Annotated in this window: 22 protein-coding genes and 1 tRNA gene; 10 read left to right on the forward strand and 13 right to left on the reverse strand. The window is 71.6% G+C overall.

The annotated features are described in order from the left end of the window. Positions 1–36: 36 nt before the first annotated feature. On the forward strand, positions 37–1,140 hold the full coding sequence (locus tag ABRP24_RS17045) for a sugar-binding protein (RefSeq protein WP_027464932.1): 1,104 nt from the start codon (positions 37–39) through the stop codon (positions 1,138–1,140). A 177-nt stretch (positions 1,141–1,317) separates the two neighbouring features. On the opposite strand, the gene ABRP24_RS17050 is transcribed toward ABRP24_RS17045, so the two are convergent. The 3 genes from ABRP24_RS17050 to dcd all read right to left on the reverse strand — a co-directional run bounded on the left by ABRP24_RS17050 (position 1,318) and on the right by dcd (position 2,857). Next, positions 1,318–1,665, reverse strand: coding sequence for a DUF86 domain-containing protein (locus tag ABRP24_RS17050; RefSeq protein WP_027464933.1), 348 nt, complete (start codon positions 1,663–1,665; stop codon positions 1,318–1,320). Beyond that, a complete protein-coding gene (locus tag ABRP24_RS17055; protein ID WP_051596589.1) occupies positions 1,662–2,177 on the reverse strand; it encodes a helix-turn-helix domain-containing protein in 516 nt (171 codons plus the stop codon). The genes ABRP24_RS17050 and ABRP24_RS17055 overlap by 4 nt, the downstream gene beginning before the upstream one ends. A 92-nt stretch (positions 2,178–2,269) precedes the next feature. Beyond that, on the reverse strand, positions 2,270–2,857 hold the full coding sequence (gene dcd, locus ABRP24_RS17060; RefSeq protein WP_027464935.1) for a dCTP deaminase: 588 nt from the start codon (positions 2,855–2,857) through the stop codon (positions 2,270–2,272). 83 nt (positions 2,858–2,940) lie between these two features. Here dcd and ABRP24_RS17065 point away from each other — a divergent pair, with 83 nt between their 5' ends. Together ABRP24_RS17065 and ABRP24_RS17070 are read left to right on the forward strand one after the other, a co-directional pair. Next, positions 2,941–4,032: a GNAT family N-acetyltransferase gene (locus ABRP24_RS17065; RefSeq protein ID WP_349847265.1), complete on the forward strand. Its 1,092-nt coding sequence runs from the start codon at positions 2,941–2,943 to the stop codon at positions 4,030–4,032. A 52-nt stretch (positions 4,033–4,084) separates the two neighbouring features. Next, positions 4,085–6,130, forward strand: a complete 2,046-nt coding sequence (locus ABRP24_RS17070; protein WP_349847267.1) for a cytochrome c oxidase assembly protein — start codon at positions 4,085–4,087, stop codon at positions 6,128–6,130. A 36-nt stretch (positions 6,131–6,166) separates the two neighbouring features. Here ABRP24_RS17070 and ABRP24_RS17075 read toward each other — a convergent pair whose 3' ends face one another. Next, positions 6,167–6,514, reverse strand: a complete 348-nt coding sequence (locus ABRP24_RS17075; protein ID WP_027464937.1) for a hypothetical protein — start codon at positions 6,512–6,514, stop codon at positions 6,167–6,169. Then, positions 6,504–7,613, reverse strand: coding sequence for a DUF6177 family protein (locus ABRP24_RS17080; protein ID WP_071246214.1), 1,110 nt, complete (start codon positions 7,611–7,613; stop codon positions 6,504–6,506). Before ABRP24_RS17080 ends, ABRP24_RS17075 begins: the two co-directional genes overlap by 11 nt. Positions 7,614–7,808: 195 nt before the next feature. Here ABRP24_RS17080 and ABRP24_RS17085 point away from each other — a divergent pair. The 4 genes from ABRP24_RS17085 (at position 7,809) to ABRP24_RS17100 (ending at position 11,522) form a co-directional block, all read left to right on the forward strand. Next, a tRNA-Gly gene (locus tag ABRP24_RS17085) sits at positions 7,809–7,879 on the forward strand. Positions 7,880–7,901: 22 nt separating this feature from the next. Next, positions 7,902–9,038 (forward strand): FAD-dependent oxidoreductase, encoded by a 1,137-nt coding sequence (locus tag ABRP24_RS17090; RefSeq protein WP_349847270.1) that lies wholly within the window; start codon positions 7,902–7,904, stop codon positions 9,036–9,038. A gap of 218 nt (positions 9,039–9,256) precedes the next feature. Then, on the forward strand, positions 9,257–10,303 hold the full coding sequence (locus tag ABRP24_RS17095) for a glycerate kinase (RefSeq protein ID WP_349847272.1): 1,047 nt from the start codon (positions 9,257–9,259) through the stop codon (positions 10,301–10,303). Positions 10,304–10,475: 172 nt separating this feature from the next. After that, positions 10,476–11,522, forward strand: a complete 1,047-nt coding sequence (locus ABRP24_RS17100) for an NAD(P)-dependent alcohol dehydrogenase (protein ID WP_027464941.1) — start codon at positions 10,476–10,478, stop codon at positions 11,520–11,522. 72 nt (positions 11,523–11,594) lie between these two features. On the opposite strand, the gene ABRP24_RS17105 is transcribed toward ABRP24_RS17100, so the two are convergent. The 4 genes from ABRP24_RS17105 to ABRP24_RS17120 form a co-directional block, all read right to left on the reverse strand. Further along, the gene (locus ABRP24_RS17105; protein WP_301600170.1) at positions 11,595–13,046 is read right to left on the reverse strand and encodes a hypothetical protein; all 1,452 of its coding nucleotides are present in this window, start codon (positions 13,044–13,046) and stop codon (positions 11,595–11,597) included. Beyond that, entirely contained in the window at positions 13,036–13,908 is an 873-nt protein-coding gene (locus tag ABRP24_RS17110; protein ID WP_301600169.1) for a TIGR03943 family protein, read from the reverse strand. The genes ABRP24_RS17105 and ABRP24_RS17110 overlap by 11 nt, the downstream gene beginning before the upstream one ends. Continuing rightward, on the reverse strand, positions 13,895–14,908 hold the full coding sequence (locus tag ABRP24_RS17115; protein ID WP_176708089.1) for a permease: 1,014 nt from the start codon (positions 14,906–14,908) through the stop codon (positions 13,895–13,897). The genes ABRP24_RS17110 and ABRP24_RS17115 overlap by 14 nt, the downstream gene beginning before the upstream one ends. A 189-nt stretch (positions 14,909–15,097) precedes the next feature. Further along, positions 15,098–15,676: a TetR family transcriptional regulator C-terminal domain-containing protein gene (locus ABRP24_RS17120; RefSeq protein ID WP_301600168.1), complete on the reverse strand. Its 579-nt coding sequence runs from the start codon at positions 15,674–15,676 to the stop codon at positions 15,098–15,100. Positions 15,677–15,782: 106 nt separating this feature from the next. Between ABRP24_RS17120 and ABRP24_RS17125 the strand changes: the two genes are divergently transcribed. Both ABRP24_RS17125 and ABRP24_RS17130 read left to right on the forward strand, forming a co-directional pair. Beyond that, on the forward strand, positions 15,783–16,097 hold the full coding sequence (locus ABRP24_RS17125) for a multidrug efflux SMR transporter (protein ID WP_027464946.1): 315 nt from the start codon (positions 15,783–15,785) through the stop codon (positions 16,095–16,097). 1 nt (position 16,098) lies between these two features. Beyond that, a complete protein-coding gene (locus ABRP24_RS17130; RefSeq protein WP_027464947.1) occupies positions 16,099–16,452 on the forward strand; it encodes a multidrug efflux SMR transporter in 354 nt (117 codons plus the stop codon). A gap of 150 nt (positions 16,453–16,602) precedes the next feature. On the opposite strand, the gene ABRP24_RS17135 is transcribed toward ABRP24_RS17130, so the two are convergent. Then, the gene (locus ABRP24_RS17135) at positions 16,603–17,742 is read right to left on the reverse strand and encodes a CE1758 family FMN-dependent luciferase-like monooxygenase (RefSeq protein ID WP_027464948.1); all 1,140 of its coding nucleotides are present in this window, start codon (positions 17,740–17,742) and stop codon (positions 16,603–16,605) included. A 159-nt stretch (positions 17,743–17,901) separates the two neighbouring features. Beyond that, a complete protein-coding gene (locus ABRP24_RS17140; protein WP_301600167.1) occupies positions 17,902–18,702 on the reverse strand; it encodes a phosphatase PAP2 family protein in 801 nt (266 codons plus the stop codon). 340 nt (positions 18,703–19,042) lie between these two features. On the opposite strand from ABRP24_RS17140, the gene ABRP24_RS17145 reads away from it, so the two are divergent. Then, the gene (locus ABRP24_RS17145) at positions 19,043–19,489 is read left to right on the forward strand and encodes a DUF4383 domain-containing protein (RefSeq protein WP_027464950.1); all 447 of its coding nucleotides are present in this window, start codon (positions 19,043–19,045) and stop codon (positions 19,487–19,489) included. A 276-nt stretch (positions 19,490–19,765) separates the two neighbouring features. Here ABRP24_RS17145 and ABRP24_RS17150 read toward each other — a convergent pair whose 3' ends face one another. Both ABRP24_RS17150 and ABRP24_RS17155 read right to left on the reverse strand, forming a co-directional pair. Beyond that, entirely contained in the window at positions 19,766–21,088 is a 1,323-nt protein-coding gene (locus tag ABRP24_RS17150) for an ATP-dependent RecD-like DNA helicase (protein WP_071246239.1), read from the reverse strand. Beyond that, the gene (locus ABRP24_RS17155; protein WP_349847278.1) at positions 21,085–23,136 is read right to left on the reverse strand and encodes a cytochrome c oxidase assembly protein; all 2,052 of its coding nucleotides are present in this window, start codon (positions 23,134–23,136) and stop codon (positions 21,085–21,087) included. Before ABRP24_RS17155 ends, ABRP24_RS17150 begins: the two co-directional genes overlap by 4 nt. Positions 23,137–23,260 lie beyond the last annotated feature (124 nt).

Genomic DNA, 23,260 nt, shown 5'->3' on the forward strand with positions numbered 1-23,260 from the left:
GGCCCCACACCTCCTCAACGAAGAGAAAGCAATCACATGCGCAAGAAGATCGTCGCCGGCCTCAGCCTGGCGCTCATCGCGGGCCTCGCCCTCAGCGGCTGCTCGGCACGCGGCTCGTCCGACGACGCCGGCAGCACCAGCAGCATCAAGAAGGGCGACCTCATCGGCGTCGCCCTGCCGGCCAAGACCTCGCAGAACTGGGTCCTCGCGGGTGCCGCGTTCAAGAAGTCGATCGAGGACGCCGGCTTCAAGGCCGACATCCAGTACGCCAACGCCGGCAACCCGGTCCCCGACCAGCAGTCGCAGATCTCCGGCATGATCACCAAGGGCGCCAAGGCCGTCATCATCGGTGCCGCCGACGGTTCGCAGCTGACCGCGCAGGTCAAGTCCGCCAAGGACCGTGGCGCCGTCGTCATCGCCTGGGACCGCAACATCCTGAACACGAAGAACGTCGACTACTACGTGGCGTTCAACAACTTCAAGGTCGGCCAGCTCCAGGCCGAGGCGCTGCTCAAGGGCCTCGAGGAGAAGAAGGGCGACAAGCCGTACAACGTCGAGCTCTTCGCCGGTTCGCCGGACGACGCCAACGCGACCGTGTTCTTCAACGGTGCGATGGACGTCCTGCAGCCGAAGATCGACGACGGCACGATCAAGGTCGTCTCCGGTCAGACCACGTTCCAGAAGGTCGTCACGCAGGGCTGGCTCGCGCAGAAGGCCCAGTCGCGCATGACCGACCTGCTCTCGCAGTACTACACGGGTGACACCGAGCTCGACGGCGTCCTGTCGCCGAACGACACCCTCGCCCGTGCGATCCTCACCGCGACCAAGGCCGCCGGCAAGGACAACCCCGTCGTGACGGGCCAGGACTCGGAGACCGCGTCCATCCCGCTCATCATGCAGGGCACGCAGTACTCGACGATCTTCAAGGACACATCGAAGGAGGCCCAGGCGGCCGTCGACCTCGTCTCCACGCTGTCGAAGGGCGACAAGCCCGACACGAAGATGGACAAGACGAACAACTACAACGGCAAGAAGACGGTCCCCGCGATCGAGCTCACGCCGGTCCTGGTCACCAAGGACAACGCCGTCGAGGCCTACAAGGGCAACGACACCCTCGAGGAGCTCGCCAAGAAGGGCTGATCTCCCCAGCACCACGGACGGCCCCGTCTCGCCTCGGCGAGACGGGGCCGTCCTGCGTCGTCCTGAGGCCGGCCACACGGCGGACGGGAGGCTCGGTGCACGTCGTGATCCGTGCCTCCAGTCCGCCGTGTGGTCCGTCCAGGGCTCGTGGCCGCGCCCGCTCCGTGCCCGCGTCCGTCAGGGGTGGGCCGCGCGCAACCGGCGCGCGGCGTCGGCGAGGTGCGGGACGTCGGTGCGGGCGGTGCCGAACACCAGCGCACGCGTCGTGTCGAAGTACCGCCGGGTCAGCCGCTCGCCCAGGTCGGACACGCGCGACCACGGGATGCCGGGCTCGCTCGCGGTGACCCCAACCGGGAGCACCCGCACGGCCTCACCGATCTCGACCAGGCGCATCCGGACCGCGTCGTGCACCAGGTCCTCGGGCAGCCGCTCGTCGTCGACGTAGCGCCGGATCGCCTCGCAGGCCCGGATGACGTCGTCGAGGCGGTCGCCGACGGCACGGCGGACGCCCGGCTCGGCGCTCACAGCGGCACCGCGGTCCGGACGACCGCGGGGCGCATGCCCGCGGCGTCGACCACGTCGACGCGGACGCCGAGCAACCGCTCGGCGGCGTCCTGGATCCGCATGAGCGCGAAGATCCCGAGCCCCGCGTCGACGTCGACCATCAGGTCCACGTCGCTGTCCGGGCCGTCTTCACCCCGGGCGACGCTGCCGAAGATCCGGGGGTTCCGCCCACCGAACCGCTGCACGATGTCGACGAGGTCCTGCCGGGCGGCGACCACCCGTTCGAGGAGCGGCTGGGGTTCCTCGACCGGCTGCAGGTCGATCGTCGTCGTGAAGCCCGCCGCCCGGAGCATCCGCTGCAGGGCGGCGAGCGACGGTTCCCGCCGACCGTTCTCGTAGGTGCTGATGACGCTCTGGGTGACGCCGGCGCGCTGGGCGAGCTGGACCTGGGTCAGTTCGGCGCGTTCACGGGCGTCGCGGATGAGCACCGCGGCCGACAGTGGCGGGGCGGACCGTGGGGGGACAGCGGACATGCTGCAACGATACACAGCATGCGACATTTCGTCTGCTGGTGGATCCGACGGGTCTGTGCAGGCCCGGACGGAACGGGACGGTCCGGCGCTCGTCAGCGCGGGTCGGAGACGTCCGCCCGGTGGAAGTTCTGCGCCGAGCGGGACGCGGTCGGGCCACGCTGACCCTGGTAGCGGGACTGGTACTCGGCGGAACCGTAGGGCTTCTCGGCCGGGCTCGAGAGCTGGAAGAAGCAGAGCTGCCCGATCTTCATCCCCGGCCACAGCTTGATCGGCAGCGTCGCCACGTTCGACAGCTCGAGCGTCACGTGCCCGGAGAACCCGGGGTCGATGAAGCCCGCGGTCGAGTGGGTCAGGAGGCCGAGGCGACCGAGCGAGCTCTTGCCCTCGAGCCGCGCCGCGATGTCGTCGGGCAGCGTCACGACCTCGAACGTGGAGCCGAGGACGAACTCACCCGGGTGCAGCACGAACGCTTCGTCCGGGTCGGTCTCGACCAGGCGGGTCAGGTCGGGCTGGTCCACCGCGGGGTCGATGTGCGGGTACTTGTGGTTGTCGAACAGCCGGAAGAACTTGTCGAGCCGGACGTCGATGCTCGACGGCTGCACGAGCGAGGCGTCGTACGGGTCGAGGCCGATCCGGCCTTCGGCGAGCTGGGCGGTGATGTCGCGGTCGGAGAGCAGCACGTAGGAAGCCTAGCGGCAGCGGGCGTCGCGCCGGTATGCTGCCAAGCTGCCCACCACCCGGGCGGGCGGCGTTCGGAGCAGTGATGACCACGTACACCGTCGACGAGATCACGGTGCCCGCCATCATGGACGACGACCCGGCGGTCGTCTCGGTGTTCCGCGAGTGGGTCGACGTGCAGAACCGGGCCGAGGTCGCGACCACGCACCTGCCCGAGCTGCTCTGGACCCCCGAGGAACAGCTGCCGTACCTGCTCGACCCGGACGCACCCAGCCGACTGTTCGTGGTCCGCGACGACGAGGGGACCGCGGTCGGAGCCGGCTCGTACGACTCGAAGGTGGACCCTGCCGCCCCGAACTGCTGGATCGCGGTCAGCGTGGCACCCGAACACCGACGTCGCGGCGTGGGCACGCTCCTGGCCGAACACCTGGAGGACGTCGCTCGCGGTCAGGGACGCACGCAGTGGAAGACCTACGCGGTCTCACGACAGGTCGGGCCAGCATCCGGCCCCGGGTACCGACAGGCCCCCACCGGGTTCGGGGCCGTCCCGGAGGACGAGGCAGCGGTCCGGTTCCTGACCCGTCGAGGCTGGCGGCTCGGGCAGGTCAACCGGATCAGCCGTCTCGCACTCCCGGCTGCCGAGGCCGCGGTGGCCGAAGTCCGTGCGGCTGCGACCGTCGCGTCGGGTGACCACCACCGCGTGCACACCTGGACGGGTCCGACACCCGATCGGTGGCAGTCGGACCTCGCGCTCCTGCTGACCCGGATGAGCACCGACGCCCCGTCGGGCGACATGACCGAGCCCGAGGACGCCTGGACGGTCGAGCGGCTCCGGACACACGAGCAGCACCTCGAGGACGGACCCCGCACGATGCGCACGGTCGTGGTCGAGGACACCTCGACCGGGTCGCTCGTCGGGTTCACCCAGCTCGCCGTCCCCGGTCCCCTCGCGCAGCCGGTCATGCAGGGCGACACCCTCGTCGTCCGTGAGCACCGTGGGCAGCGGCTCGGATGGCTCCTGAAGGCGGTCGGGATCGAGGCCGTCGAGCGGGAGCATCCGGGGCACCCCTCGATCATCACGTTCAACGCGGAGGAGAACCGCCACATGCTCGACGTGAACGAGGCCGTCGGGTTCGTCGGCGTCGGCTGCGAGGGCATCTGGGAACGGCGGGTCTGAGCGCGCATCCGAGGGGCCGGTTGCCAGCCGGCACGCCTACCATTGGACGGTCATGACCGTCACGTCACCCGAAACCCAGCCCACCGGGTCAGCGCCGGACGCCGCCCCCACCACCGGGCGCTCGTCCACCGTCGCGACGGTCCTCGTCATCGCGATCCCGCTCGCCGTCGCGTGCTCGGTCCTCGGGCTGACGATCACCGGTGCCTTCAGCGCGGGTCAGCAGCTGGTGTCCGCCGGCGACGTCGTCGAGTACGGCCTGCCGATCGCCCGAGTCGTGCACGACACGATGGCAGCGCTGACCATCGGGCTCCTCATCGTCGCGGCGTTCGCGCTGCCCGCGCAGAAGAAGGACCACGGCGCCCTGTCGAGCGTGCAGCACCGGGCCACCCGGTGGGCCGCGGCGACCGGCGCCGTCTGGTTCCTGGCCGCCGCGGTGAGCATCGTCCTGACCGGCGCGAACACCCTCGGTGTCCCGCTCACCAGCCCGGTGTTCGCCCGCAACTTCATGCTCTTCGCGTTCCAGGTCGAGATCGGCCAGGCGCTCGTGGTGTCGGCTGCCGCCATCCTGGTCGCCACGGTGGTCGCTGCCTTCGCCACCCGGGTGACGACCCTGGCGTTCGCCACCGTGATCGGCCTGTTCGCCCTGCTCCCCCTGGCCCTGTCCGGCCACGCCGCCGGGTCGCTCGAGCACGCGAACGCGGTGAACTCGCTCGCGATCCACCTGGTCGGGGTGTGCGTGTGGGCCGGCGGCCTGGTCGCCGTGGTCCTGCTCCGCACCCGCACCAAGGGCGCGACCGGACGCGTGATCGCCCGGTACTCGACGCTCGCCGGCTGGTCGTTCGGGGCCGTGGCGTTCTCCGGCATCGTCAACGCGTCGCTGCGTCTGACCGGCCCGCTCGACCTCGTCACGACGACGTACGGCTGGCTCATCACCGTCAAGGCGCTCATCCTCGTACTGCTCGGTGTCGCGGGCATCGTGCAGCGCCGGAAGCTCGTGCCCGGGCTCCTCCGCGCGCCGCTCGACCGCCGCCTGTTCACCCGGTTCGCGCTGGCCGAGATCGTGTTCATGGCCGTGGCGATCGGCGTCTCGGTCGCCGTGTCCCGCTCGCAGCCGCCGATCCCGCAGACCCCGGCGACGGGCGAGGACACCCGCTCCGGCCTGATCGGGTTCCCGTTCCCGCCGGCGCAGACCACGCAGACCTACCTGACCCAGTGGCACATCGACTGGGTGTGGCTCGGCCTGGCCGTCGTCGGGGCCGTCTGGTACCTGCTGGCGGTGCGCAAGCTCCGGAAGCGCGGCGACGCCTGGCCCGTCGGTCGCACCATCGCCTGGCTGATCGGCTGCGCCCTGTTCATCTGGACCACCTCGGCCGGCCCCGCCGTCTACGGCATGATCCACTTCTCGTCGCACATGCTCCAGCACATGCTGCTGATGATGTTCGTCCCGCTGCCGCTCGTGCTCGGTGGCCCGGTGCTGCTCGCACTCCGCACCCTGCCGGTCCGGAACGACGGCTCACGCGGCGCCCGCGAGTGGCTCATGCTCTTCGTGCACTCACGCTGGATGCAGTTCCTCGGCAAGCCAGCCGTCGCGGGCATCATCTTCGCCGGGTCCCTCGTGGTGTTCTACTTCACGCCGGCGTACCAGGCCGCGATGCAGTCGCACGAGTGGCACGTCGCGATGATCATCCACTTCGTCCTGAGCGGCTACCTGTTCTTCTGGGTCTTCGTCGGCGTCGACCCGGGCCCACAGCGCCCGCCGTACCCGATGCTCATCATCACCCTGCTGGCCACCCTGGCGTTCCACGCGTTCTTCGGCGTCGCGGTCATGACGTCGCAGTCGGTGTTCGCGGTGGACTGGTTCCACGCGCTGGGCCAGACGAACGACGCCGCGCTGCTCGACGACCAGCACACCGGCGGCGGCATCGCCTGGGGTGCGTCGGAGCTCCCGATGGTGTTCGTGGCCCTGCTCGTCGTCCGGAACTGGATGCGCTCGGACAAGCGCGACGCGAAGCGCCTGGACCGCAAGGCCGACCGCGACGGCGACGCCGACCTCAAGGCCTACAACGAGCGCCTGGCCGCGATGAGCAAGCGGGACTGACCCGCGGTACCGGCCACACGGCAGGAACGACCCCGGTCAGTCCCCGTGGACGATGCAGACCGCGTCGAGGTCCATCGCGGCTTCGAGGGCGGCCGAGATCCCCGATTCCCCGTCGGGACCCGCGGGGGTCACGGTGTCGACCCACCACAGCGGCGTCGCCAGGGTCGGGGCGTCCGGCAGGATCCGCTCGACCTCGTCGAAGGAGTCCACCCGGCGCACGCCGAGCACGGTGATCACCGGGTGCGTGGCGTCACGGCAGACCTGCATCATCGGGCCGTCGTCGAGCGCCCGGACGCCCCAGGTCTCGTCGTGCAGCAGGAGCGCCTCCGCCACCTCGCGCGTCTCGACGGGCTGACGGCAGAGGATGGTGACGTCACGCGGCACCGTGACCGCCCACCATCCGGTCGTCGCGGACGTGGCCGTCGAGCGTGCCCTCGTCGTGCGCGGGGTCGAGCGGTGCGCCGCCGACCAGCTGCAGGAAGCGGTCCTCGTCGATGCGGTCGAGGAACGACTCGAGCGCTTCCCAGCCGTCCTCGAAGCGGACGATCATCCCACCGTCGTCGGTCGCGTCGGCATCCGGACGGGCGGCCGAGCCGGAGCCGGCCGCGAAGGTCGCGGTCGTGGTGCGCGGCGGCGGCCAGACGCCGTCGCGGTCCAGGAAGCCCGCGGCCTCGGGGCCCACGACGACGGCGAGCGGCGACGGTTCGCCGTGCGAGACGGCCCGCACCAGGTGGTCGGCGTCCCCGCGGCGCTGCATGACGACGCCGAACACGGGGACGACCTGGTCGGCGACCCGCTGCACGGCGTCGAACATCCGGTTCGCCAGCCCCGGGTCGGTGTTCTCCTCGGGCACGGTGAGCACGGCGGACATCGTCTCGACGACGACCCCGCCGACCAGGTGCGCGGTCATCGTCGCGGAGAACCCCTCGCCGACGGCGTACGAGGTCGAGATCCCGGGTGCCTCGTGCTTCGCGTACTGCGTCACGACCCAGCGGTCCCACGGCACGGTGAGCGGTTCGGCGGTGCCCCACCGGGTCGGGCAGGTGCCGACGGTGTGGCACAACGCCTCGATCGCGGAGCCCATGTCGACCGCACGGCCGGGGTGGTGCCGGAGGGTCAGGTCGATGCTGATCTGTCGCACCGAGTCGGCCGAGACCGGGTGCTCGGGCGACGGCGTGCCCACGAGTTCGGGGCCTCGGTGCACGAAGTCCTCGATGTCCGATGCGGCGACGCCGGTCCGGCCGTCACGCAGTGTGCCGTCGAAGTCGGACACCGCCCACGCGGCGCCGTACGCGCCGAGCGCGTGCCGGAGAGCCGGGGTGATCGCCGCGGCCCGGCCGGTGCGGAGCACGACCGTCCGTCCGGCGTCCGCCGACCGGCGGAGCAGCGAGGCGAGCGCATCGGTCAGCCACACGACGGGCGAGGCGGACTCGACCACGATCGCCGAGCCGACCACGTCGTCGATGAGGGGATGCCTGACCATCCGGGTCCTCCTCGGTTCGGGGCTGGAACTCCCTGGACGGTACACACGGGGGCGACACCTGTCCGTCAGGCTCGCACCCTCACAGCGGAGACTCGGGAGGCGCGACACGCGCCGGCGAGACGGCGTACGGTGCGCGGTCGGCTGGCTTCCAGGCGAGAATCCGCTAGGCTTGCCGAGTCCCGTTCTGCGGGGCGCGCGAGTGTAGTTCAATGGTAGAACTCCAGCTTCCCAAGCTGGTAGCGCGGGTTCGATTCCCGTCACTCGCTCCGTCGGACGTACGCTCGCCGCATGTCCTCGTCTCCCGGTTCCCCCGAACACATCGCACCCGTGGTCGTCATCGGTGCCGGGGTCGTCGGCGCTGCGACCGCGTACGCGCTCACCGCTCGCGGCGAGCGCGTCCTGCTCGTGGAACAGCACGCCCGCGGCCACCACCTCGGTTCCTCGCACGGTGCGACCCGGATCTTCCGGCAGGGCTACGCCGACCCGGAGTACGTCGCCCTGACCACCCGGGCGCTCGAACTGTGGGGAGCGCTCGAGGCCGCCGCCGGCGAGGAGCTCATCGTCCGCACGGGGGCCGTCGACCACGGTCGGCCCGAGGTCGTCGACGCGATCGCCGCCGCCCTCGCCGATGCGGACATCCCGCACGAGTCACTGACCCCGGACCAGGCGGCGGCGCGCTGGCCCGGCATCGCGTTCGAGGGGCAGGTGCTGACCCATCCCTCCGCCGGGCGCATCCGCTCCGACCGGACGATCGAAGTGTTCCTGACGCTGGCCGAACGGACCGGTCTCGCCGACCTGCGGTTCGACACGCGGGTCACCGGGCTCGAGGACCACGGTGACGACGTCACCGTGACGCTGTCCGACGGCAGCGCGGTCCGAACCGCGTCCGTGGTGGCCGCGGTGGGCTCGTGGGCCCCCACGCTGGTCGGCGGGCTGCTCGCCGGACGCGGGGCGGGCCTCCCGGCCATCCGCGTCACCCAGGAGCAGCCGGCCCACTTCCCCAGCCACCTGCCGGACGCGGCCTGGCCGAGCTTCGTGCACTGGGCCGACGGCGACGACGTGTACGGGCTGCTGACGCCGGGCGAGGGCGTCAAGGTCGGGTTCCACGGCACCGGCCCCGTCGTCGACCCGGACAACCGGGACTTCGTGCCCGTGCGTGCCGAAGCCGAGCGGCTGCAGGCGTACGTCGCGCGGTACGTGCCGGGGGTCGACGCGACGAAGCCGACGTTCATCAGCTGCCTGTACGACAACTCCCCCGACGAGGACTTCGTCATCGACCGCGTCGGGCCGCTGACCGTGGCGACGGGGTTCTCCGGGCACGGCTTCAAGTTCGCGCCGCTGCTCGGCGAGATGCTCGCGGACCTCGCGACGGGCGGGGTGCCGCACCCGCGCTTCGCCCTGCCGGAGCCGGTGCCCGCGCCCTGAGGCCAGCGCTCGGTCGTTCGCGAGACGCCGGCGTCTTCGTTCGACGCCGCCATGGCGTCGAGACGCCGCCGGATCCGGAGGCGTCTCGAGGACAACGAGGCGTCCTGCGCACACGCCGGCGTCTCGCACACGCGCACACGCGCACACGCGCACACGCGCACACGACGGCGTCTCGCACGCACGCCGGCGTCTGGCGACCGGCCACTACGGTGGGAGCCGTGCGCATCATCGTGGCTCCGGACTCGTTCAAGGGCACCGCGACGGCGACGGCCGTCGCCGGGGCCGTCCGTACCGGTTGGCTGACCGAACGCCCCGACGACGACGTGGTGCTCGTCCCGATGGCCGACGGCGGCGAGGGCACGCTCGACGCCTTCGAGTCCGCGGTCCCCGGATCAGTCCGGGTCCCCGTCACCGTGACCGGACCGGCCGGCACGCCGGTCGACACCCACTGGCTGCGGCTGCCCGACGACCGCGCGGTGGTGGAGCTCGCGGCGACGAGCGGCCTCCCCCTGCTCGACGCACCGATGCCGGACACGGCGACGAGCCGCGGGTTCGGCGAAGCGATCGCCGCCGCGCTCGACGCCGGTCCAACGGGGCTCGTGCTCGGCATCGGGGGCAGCGCGTCGACCGACGGCGGGCGTCCAGTGCTCGAGGCGCTCGGACTCGACAGCGAAGGAGCCGGCACCGGCGGCCTCCGCGCGCTCCCCCCGCTCGGTGTCACCGTGCTCACCGACGTGACCTCTCCGCTGCTCGGTCCGACCGGTGCCGCAGCCGTCTTCGGCCCGCAGAAGGGCATCACGCCCGACCGTGTGGTGTCCTTCGATGACCGACTCGCAACCTGGGCCGCACGCTTCCCCGACGTCGACCCGGACACCCCGGGCGCCGGAGCCGCCGGCGGTGTCGGGTTCGGCCTGCTGGTGTGGGGCGCCACGCTCGCCGGTGGGGCCGCGGCCGTCGCCGAGGTCCTCGGGCTGCCGGCGCTGCTCGACGGTGCCGATGTGGTGATCAGCGGCGAAGGGTGCTTCGACGGGCAGAGCGCCGTCGGCAAGGTGCCCTCGGTGGTCCGCGACCTGACCGCGGCGCACGCTCCCGGTGCCCGCTCGATGCTCGTCGCGGGCGCGATCGAGGCCCCGCTCGACGACTACGCGGCCGCCGCGTCGCTCACCGTGCTCGCGACGCAGACCACCGGCGAGCCCGACGACGCCCTCGCCGACCCGCTGCGCTTCGCCACGATCGCGGGGCAGAGGCTGGCCCGGCTCGCCTGAGCGAGCAGAACGACGCGAGCACCGCGGCGGCGCCGCGCCGCGCAGCCGCCGCGACGCGCCCGTCCGCGGGCACAGGGGTGTCCTGGTTGTACCTCCCACCCGGCCGCGGCTGCGCGCACACTGGTTCCGGGCCGGAACCGGCCCGCAACGCACCACCCCCACGAGGAGATCATTGCGCACCGTCAACGCGTACGCGGCACCGTCAGCGACCGAGCCGCTCGTCAAGACCACCATCACCCGTCGGGACGTCGGCCCGGACGACGTCGCGATCGACATCGCCTACGCCGGCATCTGCCACTCGGACATCCACACCGTCCGCGGTGAGTGGGGCCCCATCCAGTACCCGCAGGTCGTCGGCCACGAGATCGTCGGCCACGTCACCGAGGTCGGCGCGAACGTCACCAAGCACAAGGTCGGCGACCGCGTCGGCGTCGGCTGCATGGTGAACTCGTGCGGCGAGTGCGAGAACTGCGTCGCCGGCCAGGAGCAGTACTGCCTCAAGGGCAACATCGGCACCTACGCCAGCGTCGACCCGGCCGACGGCTCGATCACCCAGGGCGGCTACTCGCAGGCCGTCGTGGTGAACGAGGACTTCGTCCTCCGTGTCCCCGAGTCGCTCGACATCGAGAAGGTCGCGCCGCTGCTCTGCGCCGGCATCACCACCTACTCGCCGCTGCACCACTGGAAGGCCGGCCCCGGCACCAAGGTCGCCGTCGTCGGCATGGGCGGGCTCGGCCACATGGCCGTCAAGATCGCCGTCGCGCTCGGCGCCGAGGTCACCGTCCTGTCGCAGACCACCTCCAAGCAGGAGGACTCGCTCCGCTACGGCGCGAAGGCCCACTACGCGACGAAGGACCCGGAGACGTTCGAGAAGCTCGCGAACTCCTTCGAGCTGATCATCAACACCGTCTCGGCGAAGATCCCGATGGGCGCCTACCTCGGCCTGCTCAAGGTCGACGGCACGCTCGTCAACGTGGGCGCTCCGTCCGAGCCGCTCGAGGTGCCGGCCTTCGCGCTCATCCCGCGTCGGCTCAGCTGGGCGGGTTCCGCCATCGGCGGCATCCAGGAGACCCAGGAGATGCTCGACTTCTGCGCCGAGCACGGGATCCTCCCGGAGACCGAGCTCATCAGCGCCGACCAGATCAACGAGGCCTACGAGCGCGTGCTGTCCTCGGACGTCCGCTACCGCTTCGTGATCGACGCGGCCACGCTGGCCTAGTCGTCACCACCTGACAAACGGGAGGCCCGGTACCAGCTGGTACCGGACCTCCCGTCTGTCGTCTCTGGACCGTCAGCCGACCTCGTCACCGGACGGCAGCGCACCGCACCAGTCGACGGAGCCCGCGTCGATGCTCGCCTCGAGCGCGCCGGAGGCCGCGTCGACGATGCTCACGAGCTCGCCGGCCGCCGACTTCGTCGCGACCGCGACGAACTGGCTGTTCGGGGACGGGCAGACCGCGGTGACGCTCGCGTCGTCCGGGATCGTCACCGGCAGCCGGGAGGCCCGTCCCCCGTCCACGCGCACGATCCGTGCCGCGATGGTGCCGTCCGACCGCACGTCCCCCAGCACCCGCAGGTACGTGTCGTCGGACAGCTGGGCGATGCGGCCGAGGACGGCCGCATCGGTGCTCGCGGCGGGCGCCTGCAGCGCCGACTTCGACCCGTCGGTCAGGTCCAGCCGCTCGATGCCCGTGCCTGTCTCGACGACGGCCGTGGTGCCGGTGCCGACGAAGCCGTGCAGGTAGGTGGCGCTGCCGAGCCGGACCGGGTCGGCACGCCCGCTCATGTCGACGAGCACCAGGTCGTCGCCGCCCGTCCGGACCAGGGCACTCTCGGTCCGCGGCACGTAGGCCCACTGCCCGACGGTCATCGGCACGGCGCCCGTCTTCGGCTTGCCGTTCGCCGCGATCGCCGTGGGCATGTGGGTGCCCGTCATGTCGACCACGTACAGGCCGGTGTTCCGGGACTGCCCGGTCGAGGTGTCGGCGTACTCGAACCCGAACGAGGCACCGTCGTCGGCGACGTGGAGCGCCGTGACGCGACCCTCGGAGGTCGGCAGGGTGAGGTGTTCGACGGGGGCGTCGGCGTCCTGCACGCCACCGCTCAGCGCCACGATGTCGACGGACGAGCTTGCGTCCGTGCCGCTCACGACCACCAGGGAACGGCCGAGCCGGGCGTACTCGGAGATCGCGGTGCCCTCGTAGACCGTGGTGGCGCCGCCCGCATCGAGGGAGCGCCGGACGATGCGGTCCTTCGCCCCGGCCTGCCCCGGCACGAGTGCGAGCACGTCGGTGCTGCCGGTGCGGATCGCCGCCGTCAGGTCGGACGTGGCGCGTTGCCCGGGTGCCCGGACGTCCGCGACCGTCACGGTGTACTCGCGGTCGTAGGCCAGGGGTCCGGCGAACTCGACCGCGATGGTGTTGCCGCTCGAGGTCACGGTGTGCGCCGCAGCCGGGCTGACCCGGACGTCGGCGGCGGCGACCTTCTGCAGCGCCTGGTTCGCCGTCAGGATCACCCGCTGGGCCGGACGGGTGACGAGACCGGTCGCGTCGTAGGACACGTCGCGGAGCCGCGGGCCCTGCTGCGAGCCGACGACCGCGGCGAGCGCGGCGACCACGGCGAGGACCACCACGACGGCGACGTACCGGCGGTGGAAGCGGTGTGCGACGGGGCGGCGCTCGCGGCGCTGGTCTTCACGGCGCTGGCCTTCGCGGCGCTGGTCTCCGCGGCGCTCAGAACTCATACGGGTCCTCGGGCTGCGCGATGTCGGTGATCTTCGCGGCCTTGACGACGATGCGGGCGTCGGCGGACTGGTCCGGGTTGGCGGCCAGGGCTCCGCGGACGGTGACCCACTGCCCCTCGTCGGGGACGGCCCCGGTGCCGTCGCCGGTCACGACGCCGAGGCCGACCGGTTGCGCGTCCACGGCGCAGCAGCTGATCACGAAGCGGGTGAGGGTGAAGGACCCGTCGTCGCCCGGCACCACGAAGCCGGACAGTTCGACCTGCTTGCCGACGAGGGCCGTGGTGTCGGTGGTCTGCCGGATCAGCGCGGCCCAGTCCTTGACGCCGTACTTCGAGGTGTCGACGCCCTCGCTGCCGAGCAGCTGCACCGCGGACTCGGAGCCGGTCGCGTTGGACAGGGTCGCGGAGTCCACGCTCCGCTGCTGGGCGGTGCGGGCGGACAGGGTCGTCGGCGGCAGGACGAGCATCGCGACCGTGACGCCGATCGTGACGACGGCGGCGGCACCGCCGAGGGCGAGGCGGACGGCGCGACCGCGGCCGGGGCGCGGCTCGTGGGCGTCGGCGTCGGCGTCGGCGTCGTGCTCGTGCCCGTGGGCATCGGCGTCGTCGTGCTCGTCCGCAGGGTGCTCGTCCGCTTCGTCACCGTGCGTGTGGCCGTACCCGCGGGCGGTGGCCACCAGTCCGGCGATCGACGCGGGCACACCGACGGCGGCGAGCACGACGGTGAACACCGAGTACCGCGGGTTGATGTACAGGTCGAGGTGCCCGACCAGCGCGAGCCACAGCGTGCAGAGCGCCGCGGCCAGCACCGACCCGAGACCCAGGTACGCGGCCGCGTTGCTGCGTGCATCAGACGAGGACATTCATCACCAACCCGACGGCTCCGGCGAACAGGACGCACACGACGGACAGCAGCACCAGGAAGCGGACCCGGAACGTCGTGCGCAGCAGGGCGATCATCTTGACGTCGATGATCGGCCCGATGATCAGGAAGGCCGTGATCGACCCGGGCAGGAACGTCGACGCGAACGACAGCGCGAAGAAGGCGTCGACGTTCGAGCAGAGCGACACCGTCATCGCCAGCAGCATCATCGCCGCGACGGACAGCACCGGGTTCGAGCCGACGGCCACCAGGGTCGAGCGGGGCACGGCGACCTGGATCGCCGCCGCCAGCCCGGCACCGACGAACAGCGCCGGCATCATCGTCGCCGTCTCGCCTCCGAACTGCGCGGCGCTCTGCCGCCAGCGGTGCAGGCCGCGGGGCGCTCCGACGGCAGCGCGGCACCGGGCCTCGAAGGCGGGGAGCAGCAGGTCGGCCGGACGGCGGTGCGCGGCGACGATCCAGCCGACGAGGTTCGCGATGACGAACCCGCCGACGATGCGCACCGGCAGGATCCACCCGGACCAGCCGAACGCCTGGGCGGTGCTGATGATGACGAGCGGGTTGAGGATCGGGGCCGCGACCAGGAACGTGACGGCTTCGGCCGGGGTGAACCCGCGCATCATCAGGCCGCGCGCGAGCGGGACGTTGCCGCACTCGCACACCGGGAACAGCATGCCGATCAGGGAGATCACGGCGCGACGGCCGAAGGCGTTCTGCGGCAGGACCTTCTCGAGCGCGCCGACCGGTACCCAGACCTCGACGACGATCGACAGCAGGATGCCGAGCACCACGAACGGCAGGGACTCGACGACGACGCTGATCGCCAGCGTGAGGAAGTCCTGCACGACGTCCGGCAGCCCGGTCGACCCGATGCTCGGGGAGAACAGCCGGATCCCCAGCAGGACGACGACGGCGAGCAGCACCAGGCCGGGGCCGGTGAGGCTCCGGGTGCGCTGCGGCGGCCGCGTGGTCGTCGTCACCGGGACAGGATAGGTGACGCGTCCTGCCCGGGGCTGCGCGCGCACCCTCGCACCGTGCGAGGGGACGGCCGGTGAATCGTTCGGTGCGAGGTTCTGTACTCGGTGCGGGGTCGCGAGCCTCACACCGAGTACGGAACCTCGCACGACCCGCACGCCCCCCTCGCACCGTGCGAGAGAGGGGCCGCGCGCTCAGCCCGCGGTGACGCCGTCCAGGTGTCGGTCGAGCACGTCGATCGCCCAGTCGCCGGACTCCCCCGGAGCCAGTCGGACGACCTGCATCGCGAGCCCGTCCAGGAGCGCGTGCAGACGGCAGGCTTCGTACTCCCGGTCGTCCGCCGGTACGCCGAGCAACCGGAGGATCTCCTCGCACCACGTCCGCATCGCCGCGACGGTGCGGTCGAGCGTCGGCCGGAGCGCGACGTCGGTGAGCGCGGCGTTGCCGAGCGCCAGGTAGACCTCGAGCTCGATGACCCGCTCCTCGTCGAGGGGCAGCAGCTCGAGCACGATCCGGCGTGCGCGCCGGGCGGGCGTGAGGTCAGCCGGGATGGCGTCGATGCGCTCGCGGATCCGGTCGAACACGAGCGTGATGGTGTGCTCACGGACGCTCGCCTGGGTCGGGAACGTGTAGCGGACCGTGCTCGGCGGCAGCCCCGCCTCGCCGGCGACGTTCCGCACGCTCAGCGCTCCGAGGCCGTCGCGGGCGAGGACCCGGCAGGCTGCCTCGGACACGGTGCGGCGCCGTTCGTCGACGTCCATGCTCCTGGCCACGACGCCATACTCGCACAGTCGTACGAACTCGTGCTACCGTCGAGATCGTTGTCGCACAGTTGTACGACAACGAGAACGAACGACTCCCGCAGGAAAGGACATCGTCATGGCATGGGCAATCCTCGTGCTCAGCGGCGTGCTCGAGGCCGTCTGGGCCACCGCCCTCAGCGCCTCGAACGGCTTCAAGAAGGTCGTCCCCACGATCGTGTTCGTCGCCGGGATGGCGCTGAGCATGGTGGGGCTGGCGTTCGCGATGAAGAGCATCCCGGTCGGCACCGCCTACGCCGTCTGGGTCGGCATCGGGGCGAGCCTGACCGTGGTCGTCGCGATCCTCCGACGGCAGGAGGCCGCGTCCTTCGCCCGCCTCGCCCTGGTCTTCGGCCTGGTGGCGTGCGTCATCGGCCTCAAGGTGGTGAGCTGACGTGGCGTGGATCGTCCTGTTCGTCAGCGCCGCGCTCGAGACCGTCTGGGCGACCGCCCTCGGCGAGAGCGACGGCTTCACCGAGCTCCGACCGACGATCGTGTTCGCCGTCACGATCGTGATCAGCCTGGTCGCCTTCGGCTACGTCCTCAAGCACATCCCGATCAGCACGGCGTACGCGGTGTGGACCGGTACCGGCGCCGCGCTCACGGTGCTGTGGGGCATGGCCACCGGCGCGGAGCCCGTCACCGTCCTGCGCCTGCTGTTCATCGCCGGCATCGTCGGGTGCGTGGTCGGCCTGAAGCTCGTGCCGGCCCGCCCGGTCGCCGAGCCCGCTGCCGAACTCACGCGCTGAGCGACAGCTCACGCACCAGCGACCCCGTGAGGTGTCGCTGACCCCGTGACGTCGGCGCGGGCCCGAGGACGCGCGCCGAGACGGACGGGAGGCCCGGTGCCAGCTGGCACCGGGCCTCCCGTCCGCTCGTGGTGGCGCTCACGGCACGCGTCAGACGGACGCGCCCGTCCACTCGTCCTCGGCGGCGACGTGGTCGCTGCCGACCGTGCCGGCCGCCATCGCGGCAGCGGCACGTGCCGCGTGCGACGGCGGGTCCGACGGGACGTCGGCGGGGCGACCCTCGTCGTTCAGCTTGCGCAGCTCCGGCACGATGTCCGTCGCGAGGATGTCGATCTGCTCGAGCACCGTCTTGAGCGGCAGACCGGCGTGGTCGATGAGGAACAGCTGGCGCTGGTAGTGGCCGACGTGGTCCTTCATCGCCGCGTACCGGTCGATGACCTGCTGCGGCGAACCGACGGTGAGCGGGGTCTGGGCGGTGAAGTCCTCCATCGAGGGGCCGTGACCGTAGACCGGGGCGTTGTCGAAGTAGGGCCGGAACTCGTTGATCGCGTCCTGCGAGTTCTTCCGCGCGAAGAACTGCCCACCGAGCCCGACGATCGCCTGATCGGCGCGGCCGTGCCCGTAGTGCTCGAAGCGCTGGCGGTACAGGCCGACCATCTGCTCGGTGTGCTGGATCGGCCAGAAGATGTTGTTGTGGAAGAAGCCGTCACCGTAGTAGGCGGCCTGCTCGGCGATCTCCGGCGTGCGGATCGAACCGTGCCAGACGAACGGCGGGACACCGTCGAGCGGACGCGGGGTCGAGGTGAAGCCCTGCAGCGGCGTGCGGAACTTGCCCTGCCAGTTGACGACGTCGTTCTCCCACAGCTGGCGGACGAGTGCGTAGTTCTCGATCGCCAGGTTGACGCCCTGGCGGATGTCCTGCCCGAACCACGGGTAGACGGGGCCGGTGTTGCCGCGGCCCATCATCAGGTCCATGCGGCCGTCGGAGACGACCTGGAGCATCGCGTACTCCTCGGCGATGCGCACCGGGTCGTTGGTGGTGATCAGGGTCGTCGACGTGGACAGGGTGATGTCCTTCGTCTTCGCCGCCAGGTAGGCGAGCAGCGTGGTCGGCGACGAGGCCACGAACGGCGGGTTGTGGTGCTCACCGGTCGCGAAGACGTCGAGTCCGGCCTGGTCGGCGTGCTCGGCGATCGTCAGGATGTCGCGGACGCGCTGGGTGTCGTCCGGCGTGGTGCCGGTCGTGGGGTCGGTCGTGACGTCACTGACCGTGAAGATGCCGAACTGCATGATGCGCCGCCTTTCGCGATTTCGATGCGTTTGCATCGACTTACTCGGTACAACGTAGCGCACGGCGTGGCATTCCCGCCAGGCTCACGCCCGTCGGACGGGCGGCCTGGAGGCCCGACTCGGCTCCCGGGTCAGCCGACGGCTTGCAGCGTGGCTGGGTCAGCGGACGGCCGGCAGCGTGGCCGGGTCGGTGCGCGCGGCGTGGTGCATCCCGTCGAGGAACCACACGATCGTCACGACCGCCAGGACGCTCGCACTGGACGCCAGCCGTCCCGCCACCAGGATCGCGGCGTGGTCGTGCGCGCCGCCGCCGGTCAGGCCGACCACGAGCGCCGCGACACCGATCGTCAGCGTGACCCCGGTCGCGACGAGCAGCACGACGCTCACCACCCGCCGCGGCCCCCGCCGACCGTCACGGTCGCCCCGGAGCCCGCGGTCGACTCGGGGCCCGACCGCGCGGACGATACCGAGCCAGAACATCGCGATCGCGCAGGCACCGATGATGTCGCTGACCCGGTGCCAGCCGTAGACCACGGTCTGGTTCGCCACGAAGACCGCGTACCCGGCGCCGACGATGGTCACCAGCGGGCGGAACCGACGAGGCGTGACCATCAGGACCGCGAACAGCGCCGCCAGCGCGATCGTCGCGTGCCCGGACGGGAACGAGTTCGGCGTCGTCGACTGAGCGATCTCAGGGCGCACGGCGATACGCTTGACGAGCGTCGAGGTGGCCGCCGACGCGAGCACCACGACCCCCGCGCCGAGTCCCACCGAGAGCCGCCGTCTGGCGAACGCCACGGCGACGATCACGACGACGAGCAACAGGATCACCGGCACCGAGATGACGTTGAGCGCAGTGTCCGAACTGAACAGGTCGGACTCCCGGACCCCGCCGAGCGCGGCGTCCTCCGCTTTCTGACCGACCGGGGTCAGCACCGCGACCCCGTAGACGAGAGGCACGATCACGAACCCCAGAGCCGCCAGCGCAGCCCACCGCCCCCGCCGCGAGACCCACGGTCCGCGCGACTCGGATGCACTGCGCTCGGGTGTCAAGGTCACCGGGCTGGTCCTCCTCGGGGTGGTCGTCGTCGGGCTCGTCGCACGACTGGCGGCGGCGCTGCGATTGGGTCGGTCGGGGTCCGACACGATACCGTTGGAGCACCGGCCGGAGGCTGGGAACCGCACCCCCGTCGGCCGTGCACTGCGCGCTGACACGAGGGGATCCGTGATCCCCGCCGGGCCGTCGCACCACGCGGGACCGACGCACGTCGCGTCGGCAGTGTACGAGGAGGAAACCGAAGTGGCCATCAAGGAACCGGGCATCATCGCCTCGCCGAACCGGGGTCTCGCACTCACGGCCGGCGGCGTCCTCGCACTCTGGGGCGTCCTGGGCTTCTTCTTCGCCGCCGACGGCGACCCGGGCTTCTTCAACCGCCAGGGCGGCATGCTGTGGAACGCGTTCGGCGTGAACCCGGCGCTCTGCTTGGTGTGGGTGCTGCTCGCTGCGGTGCTGCTCATCACCGGCCTCGGCAACACCGTCGGATCGCGCAACGGCAACCTGCTCGTCGGGGTCCTGCTCGTCGTCTTCGCGGTGTACGGCTTCGTTTTCGTCGACACCTCGGCCAACGTCTTCGCGCTCAACACCACGGACAACGTGTTCCACGCCGTCGTCGGTGTGCTCCTGCTGCTCACCGCGCTCGGTGCCGACAAGGAGAACCTCCGCGCGCTGCGAGCGGCGCGCGCCTGACGCACCCGCTCGACCGCACTCCCCGACGCCCGTCTGCCGCTCCGGCAGGCGGGCGTCGTCGTGTGCGCGGGGCGGGGCGGCGGGGTGTCGTCCGGTCACGACTCCCCGCTCAGGTCCGCCGGCCGGTCACGAACCGTCGGCTGGGGCGCGTCGGAGCGACAGATCGTGACCGCTCGAGGCGGCACCGACGGGGAGTCGTGACCGCTCAACCGCGCCGCGCGGCACGGACGGAGCCCGCTCGGACGGCGGCGTGGGGACAGCCGCAGGTCGGACGCGTCAGTCGGCGTCGGGCTCGGCGTCGGGCTGCTTCTTCGGGGCCTCGAGCTCGGTGGCGACGATGCGGGGTGCCTCGGACATGAAGCGCCGGACGTCCAGGTCCACGATGATGTCCTGCGGCCGGAGCGGGCGGGTGAGGAACAACCCCTCGAGCGAGGTCAGCCGCGACAGCGCCACGTACGTCTGGCCCGCGCTGAACACCCGGTTGCCGAGGTCGACCACGGCCCGGTCGTAGGTGCTGCCCTGCGACTTGTGGATGGTCACGGCCCAGGCCAGTCGGAGCGGGAACTGCTGGAACTCCCCGACGGTGTCCTTCTTGAGTTCCTTCTTGTCCGCGTCGTACGAGTACTTGAACTTCTCCCACACCGACGGCTGGACCTCGAACGACTCACCGTCGACGTCGACCCACACCGTGTCGCGGATGGCCGTCACGATGCCCAGGGTGCCGTTCACCCAGCGCTGGTCGGCGTCGTTGCGCAGGAACATCACGTGCGCGCCGGGCTTCAGCTCGAGGGCTTCGTCGGCCGGGAAGTTCCGTCCACCGAAGTCGCCGTTCACGTCGGCCTTGGCGGTCTTCACCTTGCCGGGCAGCCGTTCGAGGGCCGCCTTGTTGATCCGGGCGACCGTGTCGTTGCGGGTCGCCAGGGTGATGGCGTCGTCCGGAGCCGGACGTGCCCCGGCGGTGTTGAGCTGCTCGGCGATGTCCGCGGTGACCCGACCGTGCCGGACGGCGGTGAGCATCGCGGCGAAGGCGTCGTCGCGCTGCCGGTGCACCGTGGCGAGCTCGATGATGTTGAGCTCGGCCTCGAGCCACACCTTGGCGTCGAAGAACCACATCGACCGGTAGTGGTCGGTGAAGTAGGCGCGCTCGTCGGCGTCGCCGGGCACGGGGGGCAGCTGGTACGGGTCGCCGAACATCACGACCTGCACGCCGCCGAACGCCTCGAACTGCCGACCGCGGGCCTTGCGGAGCGACCGGTCCATGCCGTCGAGCAGGTCAGCGTTGACCATTGACACCTCGTCGATGACCAGAGTGTCGATCGTGTTGAGGAGCTTGCGGGTGTCCGGGCCCTGCCGCAGCTCGGCGTCGGCGATGAGCCCGATCGGCAGCCGGAACAGGGAGTGGATCGTCTGGCCGCCGACGTTGAGCGCGGCGACCCCCGTCGGCGCGCAGATGACGACCTGCTTCTCGGTGTTCCATGACAGGTGGTTGAGCAGCGTGGACTTGCCCGTGCCGGCCCGGCCGGTGATGAACACGTGGTCACGGGTGTGCTCGATGTACTCGAAGACGGCGCGCTGTTCGTCGCTCAGCTCGATGCTCATCGGGCGTCCGCCCCGGGCGAGGGTTCGAGGTCGTCACTGCCGTCGTCGAAGTCCAGGTCGTCCTGGTCGTCCTGGTCGGCCCGGGCAGCGGGCTCGGCGGCGGCGGTCGGACCGGCCACAGCTGCGTCGCCGGCAGCAGCTGCGTCAACGACGTCGACCGGGTCTCCGCCGTCACGCCGCAGCCGCACGAGCACCACCACGACCACGGTCACCAGGAGCAGCACGCCGGCGACGATCAGCACCAGGCCGGCCCTGGCCTGGTCGACGAGCGGGTCCGGCCCCCACGTCCGGCCCATCGCGCCGAACCACGAGGCCTGCAGCAGCCCGAGCGGCCCGCGCATCGCGATGCCGAGCGAGACCGTGCCCGCCGCGATCACCACGGCCCCGACGATCCGGACGGCCGCAGCAGCCGCGGTCGGACGACGGTGCCCGGCGGGGATCGGTGTGCAGAGCGTCGGGACGGCCAGCAGCCCGACCAGCAGGAACACGGCGTCGCTGACGGTGCGGCCGGTGGGGTCGCTCACCGACCACCGGACGGCATCGGTGGCGAAGAAGGCCCACCACAGGGCCGCCGCGAGCAGGAACGCGGGGAACGGCTGCACCAGGTAGCGCACGGAAGGGTGCTCGACGATGACGTCGGTCCACTCACGCACGCCCGTGCTGTCGTCGTTCCGAGGGTGCACGGCGGCGCGGATCAGGGCGACGGGTGCCGCCGCCCACACCAGGACGGGGACCACCAGGCCGAGCAGCACGTGGGCACCGACGTTCGCCGAGACGAGGAACCGGTCGTACTGGTGCAGCGAGCCCGAGGTCGCGACCACCAGGGACACGACCGCCAGGGCCGCGGCGATCGAGCGACGCGCCGGCCACCGCACGCCGCCCCGCCGCAGTCGCACGACGCCGGCCACGTAGGTCGCAGCGAGCAGGACGGCGGCCATCAGCCAGAACAGGTCGATGTTCCACTGGGTCAGCCAGCCCCACGCACCGGGCGCGTGCGGCAGCAGGTCGTCGGTCAGGAGCTCCGCGGGGCTCGGGTCGGTGGTCTTGCTCAGGGCGATCTGGTCGACCGGGGTGGCGGTCCGCCCGAGTGCCGCGGCGAACCCCGACGCCACACCCATCACCGCGAGCTCGACGACGATGAGGGTCCAGAAGGGCCGCTGCCGACCGGGCGAGGTGGTCAGCGCACGGATGGCCCGACGACGCTGCACCGCGCCGAGGACCCCGATGGCGACGATCGCACCGATCTTCACCAGGACGAGCGTGCCGTACGGGGTGAACAGGTTCGACAGCGCCCCGACGCGGATCTGCGCCGACGCGGTGCCCGAGACGGCGACGAGCACGAAGCAGCCGAGGGCGATGCTCGAGTACCGGGCCACGACCGCGGGCAGCCGGTCGCCGGGCAGCACCCCGCGCAGCAGCACGAGCATGACGAGCCCACCGACCCACAGCGCCGCACCGACCAGGTGCAGCCCCAGTGCCGTCACGGCGGCGTCGTGGCTGGCGGTGCCGGCGGCGTGGCCCTGCTGCGCGAGCGGGATGAGGCCGATCATCGAGACGCCGGCGGTCAGGGCGACCATGCCCCGCGAACGGACGGCGAAGCAGAGCACCGTGACGGCCGCGGCGACGAGGACGGTCACGAGCCAGGCCAGCCCGAGCTCGGTGCCGGTGAGGAAGACCCCCATCGACTGCCCGAACTGCTCGTCGATGCTGATGCGCGAGCCGGCGACGCTGAGGAACGTGCAGAACGTGGCGACGGCCGACGCGACCGTCCAGACGCCACTGGCCCCGGCGGCGACGTCGATCGCGCGGTTCCACTCGGGGCCGGAGCGCGAGAGGCCGATGGTCGCCAGTGCGAGCCCACCGATCGTGGTGGCCGCGGACAGGTCGACGACGAGCCGGGCGATCGGCAGCCCGAAGCGGACGACGGGCCCCGGGTCGGCGATGAGTGCGGGGTTCGCGCCCCCACCGATGACGAGTGCCGTGAGCAGCGCCACGAACCCGACGAGCAGGAGCACGGCGGGACCGGCGATGCGCGCGATCCGATTCACCCGTCAAGCCTAGGCGGTGCCCACCCGGCCGACGGACGGGGCGGGCCGATCTGTGCAAACCGGCACGGGCCTCCAGGCCGGACATGCGCACCGGGCGCTCGCACGCGCGCCCGACCGAGCACAC

Source organism: Curtobacterium sp. WHRI 8282, from assembly GCF_040223925.2.
Taxonomy (GTDB): Bacteria; Actinomycetota; Actinomycetes; order Actinomycetales; family Microbacteriaceae; genus Curtobacterium; species Curtobacterium flaccumfaciens.

Bases quoted from the DNA above. Each gene is read 5' to 3' on its own strand.
- ABRP24_RS17045 (WP_027464932.1), top strand. From the start codon at position 37: ATGCGCAAGAAGATCGTCGCCGGCCTCAGCCTGGCGCTCATCGCGGGC.
- ABRP24_RS17055 (WP_051596589.1), bottom strand. From the start codon at position 2,177: ATGTCCGCTGTCCCCCCACGGTCCGCCCCGCCACTGTCGGCCGCGGTG.
- ABRP24_RS17065 (WP_349847265.1), top strand. From the start codon at position 2,941: ATGACCACGTACACCGTCGACGAGATCACGGTGCCCGCCATCATGGAC.
- ABRP24_RS17070 (WP_349847267.1), top strand. From the start codon at position 4,085: ATGACCGTCACGTCACCCGAAACCCAGCCCACCGGGTCAGCGCCGGAC.
- ABRP24_RS17080 (WP_071246214.1), bottom strand. From the start codon at position 7,613: ATGGTCAGGCATCCCCTCATCGACGACGTGGTCGGCTCGGCGATCGTG.
- ABRP24_RS17090 (WP_349847270.1), top strand. From the start codon at position 7,902: ATGTCCTCGTCTCCCGGTTCCCCCGAACACATCGCACCCGTGGTCGTC.
- ABRP24_RS17105 (WP_301600170.1), bottom strand. From the start codon at position 13,046: ATGAGTTCTGAGCGCCGCGGAGACCAGCGCCGCGAAGGCCAGCGCCGT.
- ABRP24_RS17110 (WP_301600169.1), bottom strand. From the start codon at position 13,908: ATGTCCTCGTCTGATGCACGCAGCAACGCGGCCGCGTACCTGGGTCTC.
- ABRP24_RS17125 (WP_027464946.1), top strand. From the start codon at position 15,783: ATGGCATGGGCAATCCTCGTGCTCAGCGGCGTGCTCGAGGCCGTCTGG.
- ABRP24_RS17135 (WP_027464948.1), bottom strand. From the start codon at position 17,742: ATGCAGTTCGGCATCTTCACGGTCAGTGACGTCACGACCGACCCCACG.
- ABRP24_RS17150 (WP_071246239.1), bottom strand. From the start codon at position 21,088: ATGAGCATCGAGCTGAGCGACGAACAGCGCGCCGTCTTCGAGTACATC.